10 protein-coding genes are annotated in these 22161 nt (G+C 60.0%); 8 read left to right on the plus strand and 2 right to left on the minus strand.

Annotated features, from left to right (window positions below):
• Nucleotides 1–218: 218 nt before the first annotated feature.
• Nucleotides 219–1712: a hypothetical protein gene (locus tag JO015_04305; GenBank protein ID MBV9998319.1), complete on the minus strand. Its 1494-nt coding sequence runs from the start codon at nucleotides 1710–1712 to the stop codon at nucleotides 219–221.
• Between the two features lie 271 nt (nucleotides 1713–1983).
• On the opposite strand from JO015_04305, the gene JO015_04310 reads away from it, so the two are divergent.
• The 4 genes from JO015_04310 (at nucleotide 1984) to JO015_04325 (ending at nucleotide 8546) form a co-directional block, all read left to right on the plus strand.
• The gene (locus JO015_04310; protein ID MBV9998320.1) at nucleotides 1984–3948 is read left to right on the plus strand and encodes a peroxidase; all 1965 of its coding nucleotides are present in this window, start codon (nucleotides 1984–1986) and stop codon (nucleotides 3946–3948) included.
• A 99-nt stretch (nucleotides 3949–4047) separates the two neighbouring features.
• On the plus strand, nucleotides 4048–5367 hold the full coding sequence (locus tag JO015_04315) for a cytochrome P450 (protein MBV9998321.1): 1320 nt from the start codon (nucleotides 4048–4050) through the stop codon (nucleotides 5365–5367).
• Nucleotides 5368–5489: 122 nt separating this feature from the next.
• The gene (locus tag JO015_04320; protein MBV9998322.1) at nucleotides 5490–6983 is read left to right on the plus strand and encodes an NADH:flavin oxidoreductase; all 1494 of its coding nucleotides are present in this window, start codon (nucleotides 5490–5492) and stop codon (nucleotides 6981–6983) included.
• A gap of 132 nt (nucleotides 6984–7115) precedes the next feature.
• Entirely contained in the window at nucleotides 7116–8546 is a 1431-nt protein-coding gene (locus JO015_04325; protein MBV9998323.1) for a cytochrome c, read from the plus strand.
• Between the two features lie 244 nt (nucleotides 8547–8790).
• On the opposite strand, the gene JO015_04330 is transcribed toward JO015_04325, so the two are convergent.
• Entirely contained in the window at nucleotides 8791–9201 is a 411-nt protein-coding gene (locus JO015_04330; GenBank protein ID MBV9998324.1) for a hypothetical protein, read from the minus strand.
• A 434-nt stretch (nucleotides 9202–9635) separates the two neighbouring features.
• Between JO015_04330 and JO015_04335 the strand changes: the two genes are divergently transcribed.
• The 4 genes from JO015_04335 (at nucleotide 9636) to JO015_04350 (ending at nucleotide 22156) form a co-directional block, all read left to right on the plus strand.
• Nucleotides 9636–13121, plus strand: coding sequence for a protein kinase (locus JO015_04335; protein ID MBV9998325.1), 3486 nt, complete (start codon nucleotides 9636–9638; stop codon nucleotides 13119–13121).
• A complete protein-coding gene (locus JO015_04340; GenBank protein MBV9998326.1) occupies nucleotides 13114–13902 on the plus strand; it encodes an SDR family oxidoreductase in 789 nt (262 codons plus the stop codon). Before JO015_04335 ends, JO015_04340 begins: the two co-directional genes overlap by 8 nt.
• 211 nt (nucleotides 13903–14113) lie before the next feature.
• Complete coding sequence (locus JO015_04345; protein ID MBV9998327.1) at nucleotides 14114–17338, plus strand: hypothetical protein; 3225 nt, start codon at nucleotides 14114–14116, stop codon at nucleotides 17336–17338.
• A gap of 30 nt (nucleotides 17339–17368) precedes the next feature.
• Nucleotides 17369–22156: a GMC family oxidoreductase N-terminal domain-containing protein gene (locus JO015_04350; GenBank protein MBV9998328.1), complete on the plus strand. Its 4788-nt coding sequence runs from the start codon at nucleotides 17369–17371 to the stop codon at nucleotides 22154–22156.
• The last annotated feature ends 5 nt before the right edge of the window (nucleotides 22157–22161 follow it).

Raw genomic sequence — 22161 nt, forward strand, 5'->3', positions numbered from 1 at the left:
CCGGAGAGGGCCGGCAGTCTGGACTCGAGGCCCTGGGCCTGATGGTTGACGTGATCGTCCTGTGGAAGCCCATCTACGTGGAGGCGGCCGGCCCTGAGGACCGGTCTACGTTCCGGCCGCCCCTCCGGGGCAAAGGCGCTCAACCATCCTGAGAAGAGGTGTAGGCTGTGCAGGACGTCAGCCACGCCCGCGTTCCAACTCCGAGGCAAACGGTCCCGTCAAGGCGTGCGCTGCCTTCCAAGGTTGGGACGAGCCGGCAGCACGTACGGCTTGGCAGCCGACGGAACGGTTTCCTTCAGCACTCTATGGCCGGATACGGTCACCGGCGTCATCACGAGCGGGCGATGGAGACGAAAAATTGTCGCCATCAGGGCCATGTTGTTATCGCTCCAGATGCCGCCGTGGTCATTGATGATATGGGAGGGCACCCGCACGATCCAAAACGGAACCCGGACGTTCCCGCCGTAACGATCGGGATTAACATCCCCGGCGTACCTGATCTGCCAGGACCTCCAGTCAGCAGCCGGGACGGCCGACTCGGGACCTCCTCGCCTCATGGCCTGAGCGCCGGCTTCCGAATCTCGTGGGGCACTCGTATAAAACACGCGATCCTTGGGATTATGGAGTAAATCATAATCGAACGCGTCACGGCCCTCCCCGGGTTTTGGGGCGTCAATAGGGGTGATGGCGTAATTTACCAAGTAGCGGTTATTCCCGGGCGTCGTCAGGGAGAACTGACGCTCAGAGATGACGGCTCGTGGGGTTCCGTCCGCGTTCCGGCCGGGAATCGGCACTTGGTCCCACGCCCAATGGCCGCCAATCATACTGCCCAGCTTACTGCCCAGGGGAAACGTAAGCCCGGTTGCCCGATCATTGTCCGCCTGCAGTTCGACAACCGTAGGCTGGTTTTCGTTCAGAGGGGTGCCTCGGCCGTCCCTGGGTACATATTTGCGCGAGTGCGCATCGTACCAGTAGAGTGAGTCCAGGCTCGCGACCAGTTGCCGGGCCAGCACCGCGTCCGAGGCAGGGTTGAGAATCAGCGCCAGGTCCCACGGCGGCTTGACGTTTTGGCCCTGGAGCGTGCGCACCGTATGCGCGACGGTCCGCTCAACGATCAGCCCTCCGAAAGAGTGACCGATCAAGACGGTATAGCTTTGAGGACGCAACCGGGCCGCGCGGGAAAGTTGAAGGATGGCGTCCAGGCAGTCGCCATTGCTGGCGATACGCTCGGCGGTGCGCTTACGACCCCAGAAAGTGAAGGTATTGATAATCGGGACGCGAAGGCTTTCCCCCGGCCATCCGAAGTAGATGCCGACCACGTTGAGACGATTATGAATCACTTGGCGCGTTTTGGCCAACCGGGTCAGGAAGCCGTCGAATCGACCGACGTCGGCTGAGGTCACGTCATTATGCCAGCCGTGAATATAGATCACCAGGAGGGGTCGCTCGGTGCGCTTGACCAAGTTAATGGCGTTCGACACCTCGTCGAGGGTAGGATCAGTGTACGAGCCGAATTCACCGAATTCGAGCACCGCGAGTTTGTGGTTAGCGTCATCGCGGAGGATGCTCCTCAAACCAGGGCCACCATAGCGTGCGGGGGGACGCGTTGCACACCCGGAGAGAACCAGGGCGACCATCACCGCTGCGATCGTGAAGACGCCACCGTTCGGGGACCGCCACCGGGTTACCCATTGCGTTATCGGCGTGCTCATGGGCGGATGTATACCAGGTTTTTGGGGGTAGGGGAATGGTTTCGACACCCGCTTGCCCCCGGTTTTTACCCGTCTCCCGCCAAACCGGGGATGCAATACGCATATCTACGTATTCTCAAGGTGTGGGGCATCCGGTATACCTCCGCTTCGAAGTTAGAGATCGCCCTGCGCGTTTGCACGGAGAAATACCGGTTTGCGCAAAACGGGCGTGCCTGCCATTCTGGAGCTTGATCGGAACGGAGCGACGGCTTGGTCAACAGGAACCGACAAAATGACATGCAACAATAAAAGAAGAAGAGGAAGCAGTTGGATCGTGATCCCGGGCGTCTTGTTTGCGGGAGCAGTCGTGGCCACTTCGATTTGTCGGCGCCTTGCGGGTCAGTCCGGAAAAGCAGGGCAGCGGTCGGCCATATCGCGCCTGCTGGAACCACTATTCGCGGTCATTAATCGATCCTGCCCCTGGCACAAACTACCGCCGTGGTTGGGCGCATTAAACCTCATCTCGTTTCGCGAGGTTCTGCAACACGAGAATCTGTACGATACTTCTGCGCCGGGTGCGTCGGACGCACGGGTGACCTGTGATCCGCGGTCGGTGTACGCACGCCGCTCTGAAGGGACCTGTAACAATTTGCAACATCCCGAGATGGGTGCCGCTTGCCAGCGGTTTGGCCGAAACGTTCCGCGGCAATTCACGTATCCCGAGGCCGCGCCGGCGATCATGTCGCCAAGCCCGCGCGTGGTCAGCCAGCGCCTGCTGGCGCGCGAAAGTTTCCGGCCGGCAGAATCATTGAACCTGTTGGCCGCGGCCTGGATTCAATTCCAGACGCACGACTGGTTTTCCCATGAGCGCGGAAAACCGTCGTCGAATGACTTCGAAATTCCAGTCGACGGTAATGATCAGTGGAAGGGAGGCTCGCCGATGCGCATACCGCGGACGCCCCCTGATCCGACGCGCAAACCCGAAGAGTCCGAACTGCCGCCGACTTACCGCAATCGCGAGTCCCACTGGTGGGACGCCTCGCAAATCTACGGCAACAGCGAGGAAGAAACCGACAAGCTTAAGAACACGCAAGATCCCGGCAAGTTAGAAGTCGATGAAAAGTCACACCTGTTGCCGCTTGATCCAACCACCGGCGAGCTCCGAACAGGTTTCAGCGATAACTGGTGGGTGGGACTGGCGCTCTTGCACACCCTTTTTGCCAGAGAACACAACGCCATCTTCGACCATTTACGCCGGCAGTACCCGTACTGGAACGAAGATCAGCTTTTCGACACCGCCCGATTGATCAACGCCACGCTGATGGCGAAGATTCATACGGTCGAGTGGACGCCTGCCATTCTTGCGCATCCCACGTTGAAGATCGCGATGAACGCCAATTGGTGGGGACTGGCAGGCGAAGGACTTCGCAAGCTGGTCGGCAGAATCAGCAACAGCGTGCTTATCAGCGGCATTCCGGGGTCGGCCACCGAACTGCATGGGGTCCCGTTCGCGCTCACCGAGGAGTTTGTGTCGGTGTACCGCCTGCACGCGCTCATCCCCGACCAGCTGAGATTCTACCACGTCTCGGACGGCAGACACCTCAAGGATCTGGAGTTTCGCAACGTCGCTTTCGAGAACGCGGCGAGCCTGCTGGATGACGGCACGACGATGGGAGACATCTTCTACTCGTTCGGGATTTCACATCCCGGGGCCATTACCCTGCATAACTACCCGCGATTCCTTCGGGAACTCGAAATGAGGGATGATAAGCAAAATAAGCTGATCAAGGACGCGCAGGGCAAGCCGGTCTACCTTGATCTGGCTGCGGTGGACATTATGCGGGACCGTGAACGCGGCGTGCCGCGCTACAACGAATTTCGCCGGCTGCTGCACAAGCCGCCAGTGACAACGTTCGAGGAAATCACCTCGAACCGGACCTGGGCGCAGGAGCTGAAAGAGGTTTACGGTGACGTGAACCGGGTGGATCTGATGGTGGGCATGTTCGCCGAGGATCTGCCGGAGGGGTTCGGATTCAGCGATACGGCCTTTCGTATTTTCATCCTGATGGCATCGCGGCGGCTCGAGTCTGATCGCTTCTTTACCGACGATTTCCGTCCCGAAATTTATACGCCGGAGGGCATAGAGTGGATTGACAACAATGACATGAAAAGTGTCCTGTTGCGGCATTACCCCGAGCTGCGCCCGGCGTTGCGGGAAGTCAATAACGCCTTTGCACCCTGGCGCGTCGTTGCGTAGCCTGTAACCCGGCGCGCCGTGATGCCTGCGCCCACCGGCGGCGCTCACCTCAAATTCAACACGCGCGAAACGTGCGATCCCGGCAGGAGGACGTCACCCATGCAACCAATTCCCAATGCCTCTCTGTTAGATAACGTGGCGTTCAATCTGCTCCACACCGTTCCGTATTTCCTGCGGGGTATTTTTACGAAAAGCCATTTCTGGAGCTGGTGCTTCAATGCCTTGCACACGGATGCTCTGGTGGTCCGGCTCTGCCAGCGCCTTCGCGCCAAATACGGAAGCGACTTCATCTACCTTTACCTGCTTCAGAACAAGGCCCTATGCGTATTTGACTATGACGGCATCAAACATGTCCTGGACAATTCACCGTTCATCTACGCTGACCCGGACCTGAAGCGCCGGGGCATGTCGCACTTTCAGCCGAACGCTTTGACCATTTCAAGAGGGGAAGAATGGAAGGATCGCCGGCGTTTCAATGAGGCAGTCCTGAATTCCGACCGCGCCGTGCACGAGCACGGCGATCTGTTCCTCGAGATTATCCGGTCCGAAGTCAACGCTCTGCTGGAAGACACAGCTGGCTACCTTGGCTGGAAGGATTTCGACCAGCTTTTCAAACGCATCACGCTGCAGCTGATTTTCGGTACGTCGGCGCGCGAGGAATCGGAACTGACCGATCGGCTGGAAAGGATGATGCAGGAAAGCAACCGGGTTTTTCTGTTGAAGAAGTCGAAGGACTTCGACCCGTTTTACGAGCGGATCCGGGCGCACCTGGCTGAGCCGGCGCCGGGCAGCCTAAGCGCGCTCTGCCCGCACGCGCCGTCCGGTCCGCTGACGCGCCAGGAAAACCAGGTGCCGCACTGGATGTTTGCCGCGATGGAAACGCTGGCCACAAATGCGCTTCGGACGCTGGCAACGATCGTCGCCCACCCTAAGGTCGAAGAGCGCATCCGGCTGCAACTCGCCGGAAAGCCTTTCAGTTCCGCAGCCGAGGTTGTCTCGCTGAAGTACCTTCGGGGCTGCCTGCAGGAGGCCATGCGTCTCTGGCCGACCACGCCGATGCTCGGTCGCCTCACGGTATCGGACGACCAGTTGGGCGGACGTCCGGTTCCGGCAAACACCCAGGTGATCATCCTGAACACCTTCCTTCATCGCGATTCCGAGAGGCACTACTTCGCCAACCGTTTTTCACCGGATCTCTGGCTGGAGAGCGAAGAAAATTACTATTTTAATCACTTGAGCAATGGGCGCCAGGCCTGTGCCGGAAAGAACCTGGTGCTGTTCGTCGGAACGGCCGTTCTGATTGAATTCCTTCGCGGCGGCCGGTACAGGCTGCGCCGCCCGGCCCTGCGTCCCGCCAAACCGCTTCCCCACACCTTCAATGAATTTCGAATCAAGCTTGAGCGTATTCCCCTCTACTAACAAGGGGCGGCCGAACCGGCGCGCGCTCGAGGCTCCGCGGCAATGTACCTCCCGCATGCAAAGGCAACACCCCCCCACCATCCTCATCTGCATACCACGTAAGTTAAACCGCGATTGAGTTTATGGCCGGAGATATCATTTTCGAACCGTTAAAAATCGGGAAAAACTTTGAAACGAAGAACCGGATTTTTCGTTCCAGCATTTCCGGTCGCTTCGACAACTACGACGGGTCGGGTACGGAGGCCCGGATCAACTGGGAAGAGAAATTCGCCCGCGGCGGCGTCGGCTCGATCATCACCTCCTTCGTGCCTGTCAGCATCCGGGGACGAATCCTACCGAACTACGCCACAATTGATACCGATGACCGGATCGATTTCTGGAGGGCCGTCGTGGAGCGGGTGCATCAGCACGATTGCCGCTTCATCATTCAAATAAGCCATTCCGGCCGCCAACGCGATAACGGTGGGGTTGAAAATGTCCATAACAAAGCCCTGAGCTCGACGAGCCAGTACGAGCCGCTCCATGGATTTCCCTGCCAGGCCATGACCCTGGAAGAGGTTCAGGAAACCGTTGAGCTCTTCGGTAAGGCGGCGCACCGGGTCCAGGCTGCCGGGGCGGACGGGGTTGAGACCCACAGCGCAAACGGTTACCTATTCACCCAGTTTCTCAGTTCAGGAGTCAACGATCGGCATGACAAATACGGCGGTTCGCTGCCGAACCGGGCCAGGTTCCTCATGGAAGTGATCAGGGAAGTCCGTCGGCAGGTTGGAGACGATTTCCATTTTCAGATCAAGATCAGCGCCGTCGAACGGAACAACGCCGTTCTTCCCTGGGAAAAACCGGGCAACGGCCTGTCGGAATCAATTCAGATCTGTCGCTGGGCGCATCACCCCGTCGAATGGGCCCGGGCCGCCGGCGAGGACGAGGCGGTCTGGAGTAAAGTGAAGGGTCCGGTCGCGTTTCATGTGTCGACGGGAAGCAGCTTCCCGCATCCGCTGAATCCTCCGGGCGATTTTCCGACCGAAGTGCTGGCACGGACGTACGAAACGGTTATCTCCAGCGGCACGCATACGTTCCGCAACTTCATCCTGTTCCGCCATGCATTGGGCGCCTGGCTGTTTCGAACCCTTTGGTTGCGGGTGCAGAAAGGGGTCAAAGGCCACCGGCTCAACGTTCCCAAGGTGAAGCAGCCCTTGATCACGCGCGGCTTGACGCCTGCCGGCATGCAGCGACTGCTCGACGCCTACCAGGGCGTGAGCCTCGGTGATGCGCAGCGGATCAGGCAGGCCCTGGCCAACCAGGCCAGGGCGCTCGGGATGAATCCACCGCCGGTCATCTGCACCGGGGGATTTCAGCAGGCGTCGTACATCCGGAGAGCAATTCAGGATGGCTACTGTGACGCAGTTTCAATGGCCCGGCCGCTCATCGCAAACAACGATCTGCCCAAAATCTTTCAGAGCGGTGCGGATTTTCCCAAAAATCCGTGCACGTACTGCAACAAATGCCTGGTCCATGACATCGAAGATCCGTTGGGATGCTACAACGAAGACCGGTATGCGAATTACGACGACTTGCTGCAGTCCGTGATGTCCGTGTTTGAACCGGCCGCGCGGTAACCGGCGGAAAATCTGCCAGCGTTCCTGCAACCTAATGAAAATCGAGCGATGCCGGCTTTCAGGCTCGGCGCCGGGTGCACGGGTCGATTTTGAACTGAGCCGGTTAAATTCAGTGATGAAGCTGCCTTGACCATGAGAAAACTGATTATAGCGGGTGTCATCGTGCTGGTCGTTGTCGTAATCGGCTACTTTTGGGTTCAGCGTGAGATCAATGGCGTGCCCGTGGATTATTCTACCGACCCCGGGAGCCGGGAGTTCAACGAGGAGTTCAAGTACGGTTCAATCGGGAGCGATGCGAAGGGTATTCCTTACAAGCTGTGGAAAATTCTCCCGGCGGTCTTCAAGGACCACCTCCCTGCACCGGCGAACGGGTACGAAGCGTTAGGGTTTATTCAGGAAGAGGGAAAATCCACGCCGATCGGCATTTCGGTAAGGAAGGGGTTTATCGATACGGTAGGGCTTAACTGCGCCTCCTGCCACACCGGGGAGGTTCGCGAACGCCCGGGAGCGCCGCGAAAAATTTACACGGCGATGCCGGCCCAACAGCTCGATCTGGGTAAATACTTTAACTTCCTGTTTGCGTGCGCGCAGGATCCCAAATTCAACCGAGACGACCTGATGAAGGCGCTCGAGGAACATGAAGGGCTCGGGTCCCTGGAAAAGCTGTTTTACCCATCCGCAATCGACCAGACAAAGCAAGCGTTGCTGGAGCAGGCCAAGGCACTCAGCTACATGGCGAGCCGGCCGGAAATGGGTCCCGGACGCGTAGATACCTTCAACCCCTACAAGGTCTTGTTTTTTCATGTGGACATGGCGAACGATCATACGATCGGCACCGTCGACTTCCCTGCGATCTGGGACCAGGATATCAAACGGAATCTGTGGATGCATTGGGACGGGAACAACAATTCCATCGATGAACGCAACATCAGCGCGGCTTTAGGCGCCGGGGCAAATCCCAAGACCGTGGATCTGACCCGGATAAATCGGATCCGTGACTGGCTGATGCCGCTTCCGAAGCCGGACTACCCATTCGGTACAGATCAAAAGCTGGTCAGCGCTGGCGAACCGATTTATCGACAGCAATGCGCGCGGTGCCACGAACCCGGCGAGAGCCTTTTCGGCGCCGTGACCCCGGTCAAAGAGTTGGGGACTGATCCTCACCGGGTGGATGCTTTCGACGAGCAGATGGCCAAACGCATGAACACGTTGGGTGAGGACTACCCATGGCAGTTCAGACACTTCCGCACAACAGACGGGTATGCCAACCGGCCGCTCGACGGAGCATGGGCGCGGGGGCCTTTTCTCCACAACGGGTCTATCCCGACTTTGAACGATCTTTTAGAGGTGCCCGCAAATCGTCCGGCAAAGTTCTACCGTGGCAATGACGTCTACGATACAGATCATCTCGGTTTCGTCTCATCGGTCGCGGAGCAGGATGGACGCGCCTTGTTTCTTTACGACACCACATTGCCAGGCAATTCTAACGCGGGACACCTTTACGGGACTAATCTCAGCGCCGCCGATAAGCGTGCCCTGCTTGAATACCTGAAAACCAAGTGACCGGATAAATGAACAGGTCGGCGGTTCGGTTCCGCCGAGCCGCCTCGTTCGGTATCCTCGGGAATTGGATTTTCGCCATTGTCGCTTTGATTGCGCCTCCCCGACTTCGTTCGTCACTACCCGCGCGCCAGGCAAGTTGAAACGACGGTATGGCCCATCAACCACTCCGTGCGGCTGGCACACTGAGTTGTGAGTTGTTTCCATATTCCATACCCCGGCGCTACAACAGTCGCTACCGCTCTCCTCATTCCAAAGACCTCGGAGCCTCGTCCTTGAGCGCCAGCCAAAGCAGAATCCCGTTAAAGACCGCATAGGTGCAGTCGAGGATTCCGAACGTCAGGAATGCGCGGGTTCGCCCCTCGATGAAGACCAGCCATAACCAATAAAGGCCGATCGCCATTCGGACCAGCACCCCAAATATCGCGTTCCACCGGTAGCGCTGCGGATCGTTGCCTCCCGGGATATACAAGATCGAGATGAAGAACAGGAGAAGGCCCGCTTGACGCATCCAGACCACCGAACCCCCGCCGCCGGGCAATCCAAACCAATCGAGATACCACTGCGGCGCGAAAACGAACGGCAGCGCCATCCCCAAAATGTTGATCAGGACGCCAACGAAGACAACGCGGCTGAGCCACTTGATGTGTTTATTCATGAAGGAGCGACTTGAATTCCTGGACTAACAGGATATTCCAACAAAGATACGTAAAACGCCACGAGATTATCGCCGCTGGCACAGTCCCGTTCACACGAGCAGGGTGAAGCGTTAGACACTTAACATCGTCCATGGCATTCACGACGCCGGAGCAAGAGGGGAGCCGCGGGGCGCGCACTCGGTGCCGCCCTGGACCGCACCTCCCAAACGGTGCGCAATACCATCCATGCCTTCGAGCAGCAGGGGCGACACTACACGCCTTTCACGGACCCAGCCAGTCGACGAAGGGCCGATGCGAGTATAGCTTAAACAGCATAGAGCAGATCTGAAGGCATCGCATGGCACCCAACTCATTCATCACGGAGGAAAGGCCGCAACGTTGCCCGGCATGTGGCACGCCTTACCCAGGGCGCGATGCCGCACCAGGCTGCCCCGTGTGCCTGATTCGGCACGCCCTTGATGCCGAGCCTGGAGAGGAGCTCGGCGCGGAGGCCGGCTCCATGCTTAAAGGCGAGGGCCGGTTTGACCACTACGAGTTGCTGCGACGCGGCAACGGTACTTTCGACGAACTGGGCCGAGGCGCTATGGGCATCACTTACCGCGCCCGCGACACCGTCCTGGGCCACGCGGTGGCCTTGAAGGTGCTTGATGCCCGCATCGCGTCCCGCCCGCAAGCTCGGGAGCGCTTCTTGCGGGAAGCTCGCGCCGCCGCGCGGCTGCGGCACCCGAACGTAGCCGCAGTCTTTTATTACGGGGTGCGCCAAAGCGATGGCCAATGCTTCTACACCATGGAGCTGGTCGAAGGCGAAAGCGTTGAAGCGCGCGTGCGCCGCACCGGGCTGCTCGAGACAGCGACGGCCTTGAAAGTTGTGGCGCAGGTGGCCCGCGCCCTGGTGGCCGCTGAACGTCAGGGGGTGGTGCACCGAGACTTAAAGCCCTCCAACCTGATGCTGGTAAATGGGCCGGAGCTGACGGTGAAAGTCATCGATTTCGGCTTGGCCAAAGCGCCGGCAGCCGATGAGACGAACCTCACCCAAGGAGGCTTCGTCGGCACGCCTGCCTTTGCCAGCCCCGAGCAATTTGCGGGAGGGTACGTGGACGTCCGGTCGGACCTCTACTCGCTGGGCGTTACGCTTTGGGAGATGCTGAGCGGCCAAGCGCCTTTCCGCGGCTCCCGGGCGGAGGTGATGGGCCAACACCTGCACGCACCCTTGCCACTCGAACAACTCAAGGGACAGCCCCAACCTGCCGTAGCATTGGTTCAGAAGCTTTTGGAGAAAGATCCGGCGCGGCGGTTCCAAAGCCCGACCCAGCTTCTCAAAATGATACCGATGGTCACCGCCGCGATTAATCCGCAGCGCACCCTTACGGGTCAGGGCTCACCCAAAAAGCTGCCTGCTGCCTCTTCCAGGGTAAGCCGTAAGCCGCCAACCCGACCGGGACCGAAGAAAATTTCCGTGGCCAGACTGCCCGTGACCGGAGGCAATCTCTTTGGCCGAGAGGAGGAGCTCACGTTTCTCGATGATGCATGGGCCAACCCGCAGACCAACGCCGTAACCATCGTGGCCTGGGCGGGGGTGGGCAAGTCCACGCTCGTCAACCATTGGCTCCGGCGGATGGCGATCAAACGTTACCGGTCTGCTGAGCTCGTGTTCGGCTGGTCGTTCTACCGGCAGGGCACCCGCGGGGACGTTTTGTCGGCTGATGAATTCCTGGATGCGGCATTAGCTTGGTTTGGCGATCCGGACCCACGGGTCGGCACGGCGTGGGAAAAGGGCGAACGGCTGGCGCGGCTCATCGCCTACCGCCGCACCTTACTGGTGTTGGACGGCCTCGAGCCGCTGCAGAATCCGCCGGGGCCGCAGGAAGGACGGCTACGCGAGCCCTCGCTTCAGGCGCTGCTGCGCGAGTTGGCTTCCTTCAACCGAGGCCTTTGCGTGATCACCACGCGGCTGCCGGTGACCGACTTCGCCGAGCACGAGGGCGGCTCCGCCGTTCACCGGGACCTCGACCACCTCTCAGCGAAAGCGGGGGCGCAGTTGCTGCGGGCCCTGGGCGTTAAGGGGTCGGAAGAGGAGCTGTGCAACGCAAGCGAGGAGTTCGGCGGCCATAGCCTTGCGCTGACTCTTTTAGGCAGCTACCTGGCCGATGCTTATGACGGGGATATTCGGCACCGTGAAGGGGTGTCACGCCGTCTGGCGGACGACGTGCGCCAAGGCGTCCACGCGCGACGGGTAATGATCTCGTACCAAAGCTGGTTTGGCGAGGGCGCAGAGTTATCGGTGCTGCGCTTGCTGGGCCTGTTTGATAGACCGGCTGATGAAAAGGCGCTTCGTGCCTTGCTGAATCCACCCGCGATCCGAGGCCTAACCGAGCCGCTGAGCGGTTTGAGCCCGACTGAGTGGCGATCGGTCCTGGCTCGGTTAAGGAGGGCGAGGCTCCTGGCGGAGGAGGATCCGCAGCAGCCGGGGCAGTCAGACGCTCACCCGCTCGTTCGCGAATACTTTGGCGAGCAGTTGCGTAGCGAACAGACCCCGGCCTGGCAGGAAGCCAACCGGCGACTCTACGAATATTACCGCGCGCTGGCGCCGCCGCGGCCCGACAGTTTCAGGGATATGGAGCCCCTCTTTTTGGCCGTCATTTTCGCCTGCCGGGCCGGTTTACTCCGCGACGCGCTGCACGAGGTGTACCTTCCCCGCATCCAGCGAGGCAATGCCTCCTTCGCTGCCAAAGCCCTTGGGGTCCGCGGGGCGCTGGTCTCGGCCTTGGCCCATTTTTTTGAAAACGGCCGCTGGGGAGCACTCAGGCAAACGGGCGTCGAAGGGCAAAGCCTCACGGCCGAAGACCAGCTCTTTATCTTTATCCAGGCGGCACTCTATCTATCGGCTACGCGAGGATTGGGAGCACCGGAGTCACGCATTTGCTACGAGCGCGCAGAGGCGTTGTCCCATGTTCTTAACCGTCCCCTGACTTCGTTCTCGGCATTGATCGGTCAGTGGCGTTATTCTCTCATGACGGACAAGCTGACCGCAACGATGCAGATCGCCCGTCGCGTTCACGCGCTCGCGCAGGAGCTGAATGACCCCGTCTTCATGATAGGGGCCTATCAATCCCTGGCCGCTACACTTTACTACATGGGCGACTTTGAGTTCGCGCGAAACCACGCGCGGCGCGGCATCGAGCTCTGGTCCCGGGGAGGCATCTCGTCCCCGGTCGAAGAAGTCGACTTACCCGCGGTTAACTGCCTGTGCCTTGAGGCGCTATCCGACTGGCACCTCGGCGAGATGGCCGCGTGCCAAACGACTATGGCGGAAGCGATCTCGTTAGCGAAGTCGCTGAAGGATACGCATGCGCTGGCTGCGGCGTTGTTTCATGCCGGGTGCCTCGGCCAGTTTGAGCATAACCCTGCTGCGGTGGAAGGTGTGGCCTCGGATTTGATTGAATTGTCCACGCATCAAAGTTTCGCGATCTGGTTAACTGGAGGGCAGGTGCTCCGCGGCTGGGCGCGGGTTGCTTCCGGCCGCATTGGAGACGGCCTCGCCTGCATTGAGCAGGCAATGCAGGACCTCCTGGCGACCGGCACGATGCTGAACAAGTCATATGCACTAGCCGTAAAGGCTGAGGCTTTGCATTTGGCGGATCGTACCCCCCAAGCCCTCGAAGCAATCAAGGAAGCACAAGCCGTGACCGAAATGTCGGAAGAGCGTTGGTGGTGTGCCGAACTGCACAGGCTCCGCGGGGTATTCCTGGCGGCAACGCGCGCTGACGAGGTCCAAATCGAAGCTGCGTTCTCCGAAGCCATCCGTACGGCCAAGCGGCAGAAGTCGACTTCATTGGTCAACCGTGCGGAGGCAGCCTACGCAGAATATTGCTGCCAACGGCCCGGAGGCAGTCCGGATAGAGAAGGTTATGATGAATGATGGACTCAAGGGGCGCACGGCACTGATTACCGGTGCGTCGAGCGGCATGGGGATCGATTACGCGCGTGAACTCGCACGGCGCGGCGCGGACCTGATCTTGGTGGCACGCCGGGCGGATGCACTGGAACGGGTAGCCAAAGAAGTGCGCCAAAATCATGGAAGCCAGGTTCGCGTCACGCCGGCTGATCTCGCCGAAGCGCCCGCTCGGGAACGCCTGTACCAGGAACTTGAGGCGGAGGGCAGGCGGATTGACCTGCTGATAAATAATGCAGGATTCGGCTTGTTTGGCAACTTTGTTGGATCCGATTGGGAGCGTGTGAACCAGATGTTACAGCTTGACGTTGTAGCGCTCAGCCACCTGACCCGACTATTCACGCCGGGCATGGTCGAGCGCCGCTGGGGTCGCATCTTGCTCATTGCTTCCACGGCGGCGTACCAGCCTGTGCCGACTTACGCCGCGTATGGAGCGGCCAAAGGTTACGTCTTATCGTTCGGCGTGGCCCTCAATTACGAACTACGGGGTACGGGCGTAAGCTGCACAGTGGCCTGCCCGGGAGTCACCTCTACGGAATTCTTCCAAGTTGCCGGTCAACGCCAAACCCTGTATCAGCGGATGACGGTCATGCCAAGCCGCACGGCAGCTGAGTTGGCTCTCAAAGCGCTCTTCGCTCAGCGTCCGTCCATTGTGATCGGCGGAGTGAACGCCTTTATGGCCCGGACCGTGCGTTTTATGCCCCGCACCTGGGCTGCAACTCTGGCTCACCTGCTCATGAAGAACTGACCCGCCTCTCTTCCCGGCCGTCCACGTGCGGTGGTTTTGCCGATCTGCGTCATACGGGTGTGTTATGCAATCCCGCTCTCACCGAGGCTTTCTCTCAACAGTACGCATTTCTGCGTATTGGCAGTGAGGGGTGGGGACTCCACCATCCGCTGAAAAGCTTGATGCCTTTCCTGCATGCAGTGCGCGATGAACGGATTTTTTGGAAGTCTCTATGCAAGCTTCAGATGCGTTTTCTCACCTCCCAAGCTCAAAGGATGTCAAACGGGCGGCAGCCGGAAGTCATTCCTTCACGACGAATTGCAAACGCATTTTGCCGCGATGGCTTTTGACGTTCGTTCTGGAGGTCGTGGGCCTGGGTTGCTGGCTTGCCGGCTTCGCGGCGGCGCAGACCCCGGATTCGCTCAAGTACCCTGGAGCGGCTCATGTCCCGGCTTCGAAACCCGGTTGGGAGCGGTTTCTGACCAAGCCCGACCCGAACGCACCGGAGGACGAGGCGCAGAGTGGGCACACCGCGCTCGGGACGCCGGTGGCCAAACGGGTCGAGGAATGCTTCCCGGCTGAACCTCGGAATCTGTTCTGGGAGGTAGACCAGGTGGCGAGCGGGCCCGGCGGGAAACTGGAACCGCTTCAGTACCATGCAGATCCGACTGGAAGCAAGGTCGACGATCCGGGGCGCAATGCGATCCGCGGCCAGAATACCTGGATGCTGTGGGGCGAAGGCAACGAGGCTTTCTGGGGTTGGCTGCAGGAGCGTGGTTATGGGCTGGTGGATTTTCTGATCCTCCTGGACTCACGCAAACGCGAGCATCGATTCCATGAAGACGGGCTGATCAACCAGCCCGGAATGAAATCGCAAACCGACCCGGCAAAACGGATTCTCGGCCTGTACCTGGATGAGGCGGACGGGGAGGCTATCCGCCTCAAGCCACCCGATGAAAAGCTGGATGCCAAAGGGGAACCGCTGATCCGCCCTCCTGAACCGCCCCCGGGGCACCGGCGCCTGGCCCTGTTCGAACCGGGTGATCCCAAGGGGTACGAGGAGGTCGTGCAGGCGCTGCCAAAGGATGGGGTGGACTACAACGTGTACGGCTACCCGAGCGGCGTCGTCGGATTACGCCTGTTTCCCAATCCCGACTTTTTCGGCAGCACGCCCGCCGCGGAAAGGGCACGCGGTTATTGGGAGCAGCGCGTCACGAAATCGAACCGACCAGACGCCTACTATACCGACCCGAACGTTTATTCCGATCCCAAGCTGGTACGCCCGTTCCGCCCGAGCATGAGCTGCGCCTTTTGCCACATCGGGCCGCATCCGCTTAACCCGCCTCAGGATCCGGAAAAGCCGGAATGGAAGAATCTATCTTCGATCATCGGCAACCAGTATTGGAGGCCCACGAAGGCATTCGCGAACCTCACGCAGGAAGACAATTTTCTCTACCATTTCATCGCGAGCCAGCAGCCGGGCACCATTGATACCTCTCTGGTCAGCACCGACCACATCAACAACGCAAATACGATCAATGCGATTTTCCAAGTCCCGGCCCGTCTGGAGCGAGCCCGGAAGAATCCTCCGGAGCAACAATCTACCACCAATTTGCTTGAACCGGGCGCTGAAGACGGGTTTCCGCTTACCGACCCGCGGCACACGCCGCGGGTGCTCCTGGACGGTGCTGACAGCATCGGCGTGTTCGGAGCGCTCTGCCGCGTCTACCTGAACATCGGTACATTCTACGAAGAATGGAGCCGGTGCCATAACCCGATCATCGGCTTTAAGCCCCAGAAGCCTTTCGGGATTGCTACCTGCCGTGCGAACTCGGTGTATTGGCGAACGTCGGAACGATACCGTATTCCATACCTGACGGCATTTTTCACGCTGAGGAACGACCGAGCCGGCGACCCGCCTGCGGTGGAAAACGCGACCACGGCCCCGATGCACCTCGCAAACGTAAATGACGACGCCCCAGGGGTCAAAGAGATCAAAGCCACGCTGGATCAGGAAAAGGCTGCTGCCGCACAAGGCCGCACGGTGTTCCTGAACAATTGTGCGATTTGTCACTCCAGCAAGCAACCGGATGGATTCCAGCTTGAATTCTCCCGCCGTTGGGCGAGTGCCGCGCCGCCGCAGGCGGGCCAACCCGCCCGCTTCACCCTTCCGATGGGTTTTGCGGAATGGGAGGCGTTCAAAAGAAGCCCGGCGTACGAGGAATACGTTCGGCGTATTTCCGCCTTGGCCGGGCAACCGGCGCTTGGAAAAGACGCGTTCCTCGAAGATAACTTCTTGTCGACTGATATCCGGGTACCGGTCACCCTCGTAGGCACCAATTCGGGGCGGGCCATGGCCACAAACGGCATGCGTGGTCAGGTCTGGGACAACTTCTCGTCCGAAGACTACAAAAATCTGCCGGCAGTGGGACCGGTACGCTTCTACAACCCCTACTCCGGCGTACAGCCGGACAGCCTGGGTTTTAACGATGTCTATTACCCGCCCGGCGGTGGCGTCGGCTATTATCGACCGGCCTCACTGGTGAGCCTCTGGGCAACGGCGCCGTACCTGCATAACAACGCGCTGGGGCTTTACAACCAAAAGCCGTCGGTCGAGGGCCGCCTCGCAGCCTTTGACGACGGCATCAGGAAACTTCTCTGGAATTCCAGACGGGTCCCGGATGCGAATCATGCACCGGGAGACCTGCGCTGGGGACAGCCGGAGCTCACTTCAGGCGATCCGGGCTTCATCTATCGCACGCCCCAGGTCACCTGGATCAACATTCCCGGGCCGTTTATCAGGGAGTTGATCGAAGGCCTCACCGGCCCGTTCTGGACGCCGTTTCTTACCCTTTACCTGTGGCTGCTGGTGGCGGTGTTGCTCGCCCTGCTGGCCTGGTGGGGGCGGCCCCGTCACGTGGCGCTGGTGCTGACCCTGGTCGCGCTGATTACCGCGGCCGGCATCGTCGTGAGCCGTCTTGACCGGGTATACTGGGTTGTGTGGCTTGTACCGGCAGTCGCGCTCGCCTTTGCATTCTGGCTCTGGTTCGGCACGCCGTCCCGGCTGGCAGGGCGCATCGTCCTCGGGGTTCTCATTCTGCTGAGTCTCGGGATCGGTTACGCCGCCGATCGCTTTGTCAACGGTGGATTCGGTGATTTGAAGTTTGGACCGATCCCGGAAGGTACGCCGGTAAATTTGCTGATGAACATTAATCCCGAGGCTCCGCCCGAGGTAACACTCAACGCCGGAACCGCGCTGGTGCGGGGCATCCTTCTGGTCCGGAAACACCATCTGAAAGGCAAACCCGCGCTGCATGCCTTTGAAAAGGAAGCCGGGTTGCCCCTGCTGAAAGCAAGCAAGTGCCCGGACTTTGTGCTCGACCGCGGCCATTGGTTCGGCGAGGCCCTGTTGGACGACGAGAAAAATCAGTTGATTGCCTTTCTGAAAACACTGTAGCGCCCGCACCTTACCTAACCCTAACAGGACATGGATGCGCAAACTGCACCTACACCATCCCGCCAGGAGCTTCTCGACCGGGCTACGACTCACGAAACAACCCCGTTCGATTATATAATCGTCGGTTCCGGCGCGGGCGGAGGGCCACTCGCTGCGCGTCTGGCGCGCGCCGGCAGGCGCGTTCTGGTTCTCGAAGCCGGCGGGGATCCCGCGCTGCCGGACGCAAGCATGGGCGACCCGCCGTACCCGACGGTGATTGACCCGAAGAATTTTCGCAAGGTTCACCAGGTGCCCGGCTGCCACGCCGCAGCCACCGAAGATCCCGAGATGAGCTGGGCCTTCTCGGTCCGGCATTATGCGAACGACAAACGGCAGGAACAAGACAGCAAGTACAACGAGAAGTACGATCCATCCAGAAACGGCGGCACCGGCAAGGGAGGGATCTGCTACCCCAGATGCGCGGCTCTGGGCGGTTGCACCGCCCACCATGCCATGATCATCATCGCTCCTAACGATCGGGACTGGGACGAGATCGCGGAGCTTACCGGCGATGATTCCTGGGGGGCGGAACAGATGCAGGGATACTTTACCCGCCTTGAAAAGTGCCTCTATCGATCGGCCTATCAGAAATATTTCCAGCGCATCCTCGTCTGGATTTACGGAGCCTTGCGCTGGCTCGTAAGATTGATTAACCCCCACGCCGTTCAGGACACCGGTGGCCACGGGTTCGACGGCTGGCAGCCGACGAGCTTTATCAATCCGGACCTGGTAGCCAAAATCGGGGAGGGAGACCGCACCTTCCGGCAGGTTCTCCTCGAAGCTGCCGCGTCTTTTCTGGGCCGAAAGCGCACCGTTCCGCTGCTGAAACGCGCCCTGGCTCAATTGCGACTGTTGGAGTTCCTCGATCCCAATGACCGGAACAATCGCCGGGAAAAACCCGAAGGTATTGCTTTCATTCCGATCGGAACCGATGGCACCAGGCGCGTCGGCGTGCGTGAACGACTGCTGGAGACGTGCGACCTGCTTCCCGACCGCCTGGTCATCAGGACCGGCGTCCACGCAACCAGAATTCTCTTCGAAAACGGGGGCGGTGAGGTTCCGCGCGCGATCGGGGTAGAGATAGCTGAAGGCCGGCACCTTTATGACGCAAGCGAGAAGGCGAGGGTAGACGCCACGAGCGTGCCTCGCCGGCGTTACTTCGCAAGTCAGGAGGTAATCGTCTGCGGCGGCGCCTTTAATACACCGCAATTATTGATGCTTAGCGGAATTGGTGAGGTTTCCCATCTGGACAAATACCAGATCACCAAGCTCCGCGGCGAGGATGGGACGACGGAGATCGCGCCCGCCATCAACCTTCCGGGCGTAGGTCTGAATCTCCAGGACCGCTATGAAGTCAGCGTGGTCAGCACGCTGGGCGAGGAGTTCTCCACGCTGAAGGGCGTGTCCTTTGACCCCGATGATGCCCAGGACCCGGCACTCCAGGAGTGGTTGAGGACGGGCACCGGCCTGTACACGACGAACGGCGGTACGCTGGCAATTATGAACCGCTCCGGAGCCGAACCGCATCCGGAACCTGATCTCTTCATCTTCGGCGCTTCTGCCGCCTTCCGCGGCTACTATTGGGGATGGTCAAAAGAGTTGCTATATCGCACGGCAGGTGCGGGAGTGACGCAGACTGACCTGTGGAGCTGGATCATCCTTAAGGCGTACACCCATAACAACGGCGGAACGGTTCGTTTGCGATCAGACTCACCGTTTGACCAGCCGGAGATTATTTTTGCCTCGTTCAGGGAAGGTCCGGCCGGATGGGAGAAGGATGTCCAAGCGCTCGCTCATGCCGTCAAGTTGGTGCGCAAAATCAACGGACATCCCAAGACACCGTTCAAGGATGAAGTCCAGCCGGGAAAAGATAAGGCGGATGACAGCAATCCTTTGAAGGACTGGATTCAGAATGAAGCCTGGGGACATCATGCCTGCGGCACGTGCCGCATGGGTTCAGACGCCTGGCAAGAGGACACGAGCCGGCTTTGCGATAAAAACGCGGTGCTCGACAGCAGGTTTAGGGTTCACGGGGTTCGAGGGCTGCGGGTGGTGGATGCCTCTGTATTCCCAAAAATTCCCGGCTACTTCATTGTCACACCCGTCTTCATGATCAGCGAAAAGGCGGCGGACGTCATCCTCGCCGATTCACAAGCGTATCCCGGCGCGTTGGCGAGCAAGGAAGCTGCCGCCATTCATGAGCGGAGAGAGAAAGCCAGGGTTGTTGCCAGCATTCCGGTCCCGAAGCGCACCGCGGCGCAAGAGCCTGGTACCGCTCCGGCAGGGGTTGCAGGGCCGGTGCCCGGTGCGCAAAGGCGCTTACCCGCCGACACGGTGGGATTGGCCTTTTCCGGCGGCGGCATCCGGAGCGCGACGTTTTGCCTCGGGGTGCTGCAGGCTCTGGCACGCAAAGACAGACTCCGTCACGTCGACCTCCTCTCCACGGTTTCGGGGGGCGGTTATACCGGCGGGTTCCTCGGCAGGCTCTACACCAGGCTCACAGGCGATATTAAAGACAAGGCCGGGCGCGTCCAGGACATCTTGAAAGACCCGAGTTCGGCGGAAATCCAATGGTTGCGGTCGTACGCCAACTACATCGCCGGGGCCGGTCTGACTGATCTGCGACAAAACCTGGCGGAATTCTGGCGGAATTTGTTTGCGGTGCATTTGGTTATCGGCACCCTTTTGCTGGTCGTCTTCGGCGGCCTGCGATGGCTTGCGAATGCCATCGGGGCTCACCCGTTTTCTTATCGCCCGATGCTTGGAAACATTCCCCTCAGCCCGTGGTGGTGGCTGCCTGTCGCGGTATTCGCCTTGGCAATTCTTCCCACCTCGCTTGGCTTCTGGCTGGCTCCTAGGCCGGGAGCAGCCGGTCCGCACCCGTTCTACCCTCTGCTCGCGTGGATGATCCTTCTTGCCGGGGCGATCGCCGCGTTGACCCTGCCCGGCGCACTTCCGTGGGCCGGCAGCGCCATCGCCGTGCTCATTTTGGCGTATCTCTGGCAGGAAGCGGCGCGGTGGAGCCCGCCGGCAGGCACAAAGGCCACCGAGCGGGGCATCGTGATCCGTAACCGGCTGACGCGCTCGATAGGTGAGGTCTTGTTAATCTTTGTCGCAACCGTCCTGTGGGTCATGCTCGATACGCTCGCCCGCAGCGCCGCCGCGAACGGCTTGGCGATGACACTGACAAGCATCGTGATGGTGCTCGGCCCCTTTTTACCCTTGCTAAGAATCATCGCCGTGAAGCTGAGCCATAAATCGAATGCTCATCCGGCGGGAAGCTCCACCAGCTTCGACTGGATGGCCGCGCTCCTGGCCTTTCCCCTGGCGGGTTTCCTTTTGTTTGTGGTCGGTGTTCTGGTGCATACCGCATTCGATGCAGGACACAGGATTGGTGTGTGGATGTTCTTCACAGCCCTCGCCTTTTCCCTTGCCATCGGACGTGCATTCAGCTTTCTAAACTTATCCACGCTTAATGCCCCCTACGCCGCGCGCCTGACGCGGACGTTCCTCGGGGCTTCAAATCCCGACCGGATCTACAGGCCCGGCACGGCGACGCCCTTGGAGGTAGACCTGGCGCATCCGGGGGATGACCTGTTCTACCACCAGTACCATCCCGAGCAACATGGCGGCCCGTTGCACCTGATTAATGTCTGCCTCAACGAAACGACCGATGTAGCGGCGCAGCGCGATATCCGCGAGCGCAAGGGACTCGCAATGTGCATCGGACCACAAGGAATCAGCGTCGGCCGCCGGTTCCATGCGTTGTGGGTTGATGCAAGCAACGCCGGCGCCGGGATTGAGCAGCGTGCGGTGCATCGACTGGAAAAGAACGAGGCTTACCACCCAGGATACAAAACGGCCCTGGAACCGCTCCCGGCCACCGCGGATCCGAGCGGCTTTCATGTATTCGGCCGGAAGGATGGAAAGCCGGCCGCAGTTGAGTCGGTACGGCTCGGGCAGTGGATTGCCATTTCGGGTGCAGCAGTCAGTACCGGGTTGGGCCGTGTCACCAGCCTGCCTATATCCCTCCTTCTAGGCCTCACTAACGTTCGCCTTGGCTATTGGTGGAATAGCGGCATCGCCACGGGCGAACGGCCTGGACGTTATCCCATGCCGCTGTGGCGGCGCATCAAAACGCTGCCGGCCACGCTTTCGCGAACCCAAAGCACGATCCTGGACGAGTGGCGAAGCTATTTTACCGGTCCTTCCCGCCGGCTCTGGTACCTGACGGACGGCGGGCACTTCGAACTTTACGGCGTTTACGAACTGGTTCGCCGCCGGGTCCCGTTTACCATTATGGTGGATGGGGGCGAGGACCCGACCTATCGATTCGACGACCTTGCCTTGCTCACCCGCTTGGTACGTTTAGACTTTTGCGCTGAAATCGTGTGGCTTGACCCTACCGCGGCCCGGCAGGCAGGGAAGGCGGGCTGGCCGGCGCTGGACATTGCCGGGGCGCCGTTCATGATCCCAACCTGGATCAAGGGATGGCTTGACCCGGACGCCCTCGGCCCGCGGCAGACCCTTGCGCGCACCAGTTCGCACCATGCCGCGCTGGCCAGGATCACCTACTCCGACGCGCCCGGCCAACCCGGTTGGCTGCTCCTGGTTAAAGCCGGCCTCACAGGCGATGAACCGGTTGATGTGCTCCAGTATTCGGCGGCAAATCCCGCCTTTCCAAACCAGTCGACAGCCAATCAATTCTTCGACGACGCCCAATGGGAGAGCTACCGGATTCTGGGCGATCACATCGGCACGGAGCTGTTTACCGGCTGAACCCC

The sequence above is a fragment of the Verrucomicrobiota bacterium genome, from assembly GCA_019247695.1.
In the GTDB taxonomy this organism is placed as follows: Bacteria; Verrucomicrobiota; Verrucomicrobiia; order Chthoniobacterales; family JAFAMB01; genus JAFBAP01.

Excerpts from the sequence above, each read along its gene's own strand:
- JO015_04330 (MBV9998324.1), bottom strand. The coding sequence starts at position 9,201 with ATGAATAAACACATCAAGTGGCTCAGCCGCGTTGTCTTCGTTGGCGTC.
- JO015_04320 (MBV9998322.1), top strand. The coding sequence starts at position 5,490 with ATGGCCGGAGATATCATTTTCGAACCGTTAAAAATCGGGAAAAACTTT.
- JO015_04315 (MBV9998321.1), top strand. The coding sequence starts at position 4,048 with ATGCAACCAATTCCCAATGCCTCTCTGTTAGATAACGTGGCGTTCAAT.
- JO015_04350 (MBV9998328.1), top strand. The coding sequence starts at position 17,369 with ATGGATGCGCAAACTGCACCTACACCATCCCGCCAGGAGCTTCTCGAC.
- JO015_04305 (MBV9998319.1), bottom strand. The coding sequence starts at position 1,712 with ATGAGCACGCCGATAACGCAATGGGTAACCCGGTGGCGGTCCCCGAAC.
- JO015_04345 (MBV9998327.1), top strand. The coding sequence starts at position 14,114 with ATGCAAGCTTCAGATGCGTTTTCTCACCTCCCAAGCTCAAAGGATGTC.
- JO015_04340 (MBV9998326.1), top strand. The coding sequence starts at position 13,114 with ATGAATGATGGACTCAAGGGGCGCACGGCACTGATTACCGGTGCGTCG.
- JO015_04310 (MBV9998320.1), top strand. The coding sequence starts at position 1,984 with ATGACATGCAACAATAAAAGAAGAAGAGGAAGCAGTTGGATCGTGATC.
- JO015_04325 (MBV9998323.1), top strand. The coding sequence starts at position 7,116 with ATGAGAAAACTGATTATAGCGGGTGTCATCGTGCTGGTCGTTGTCGTA.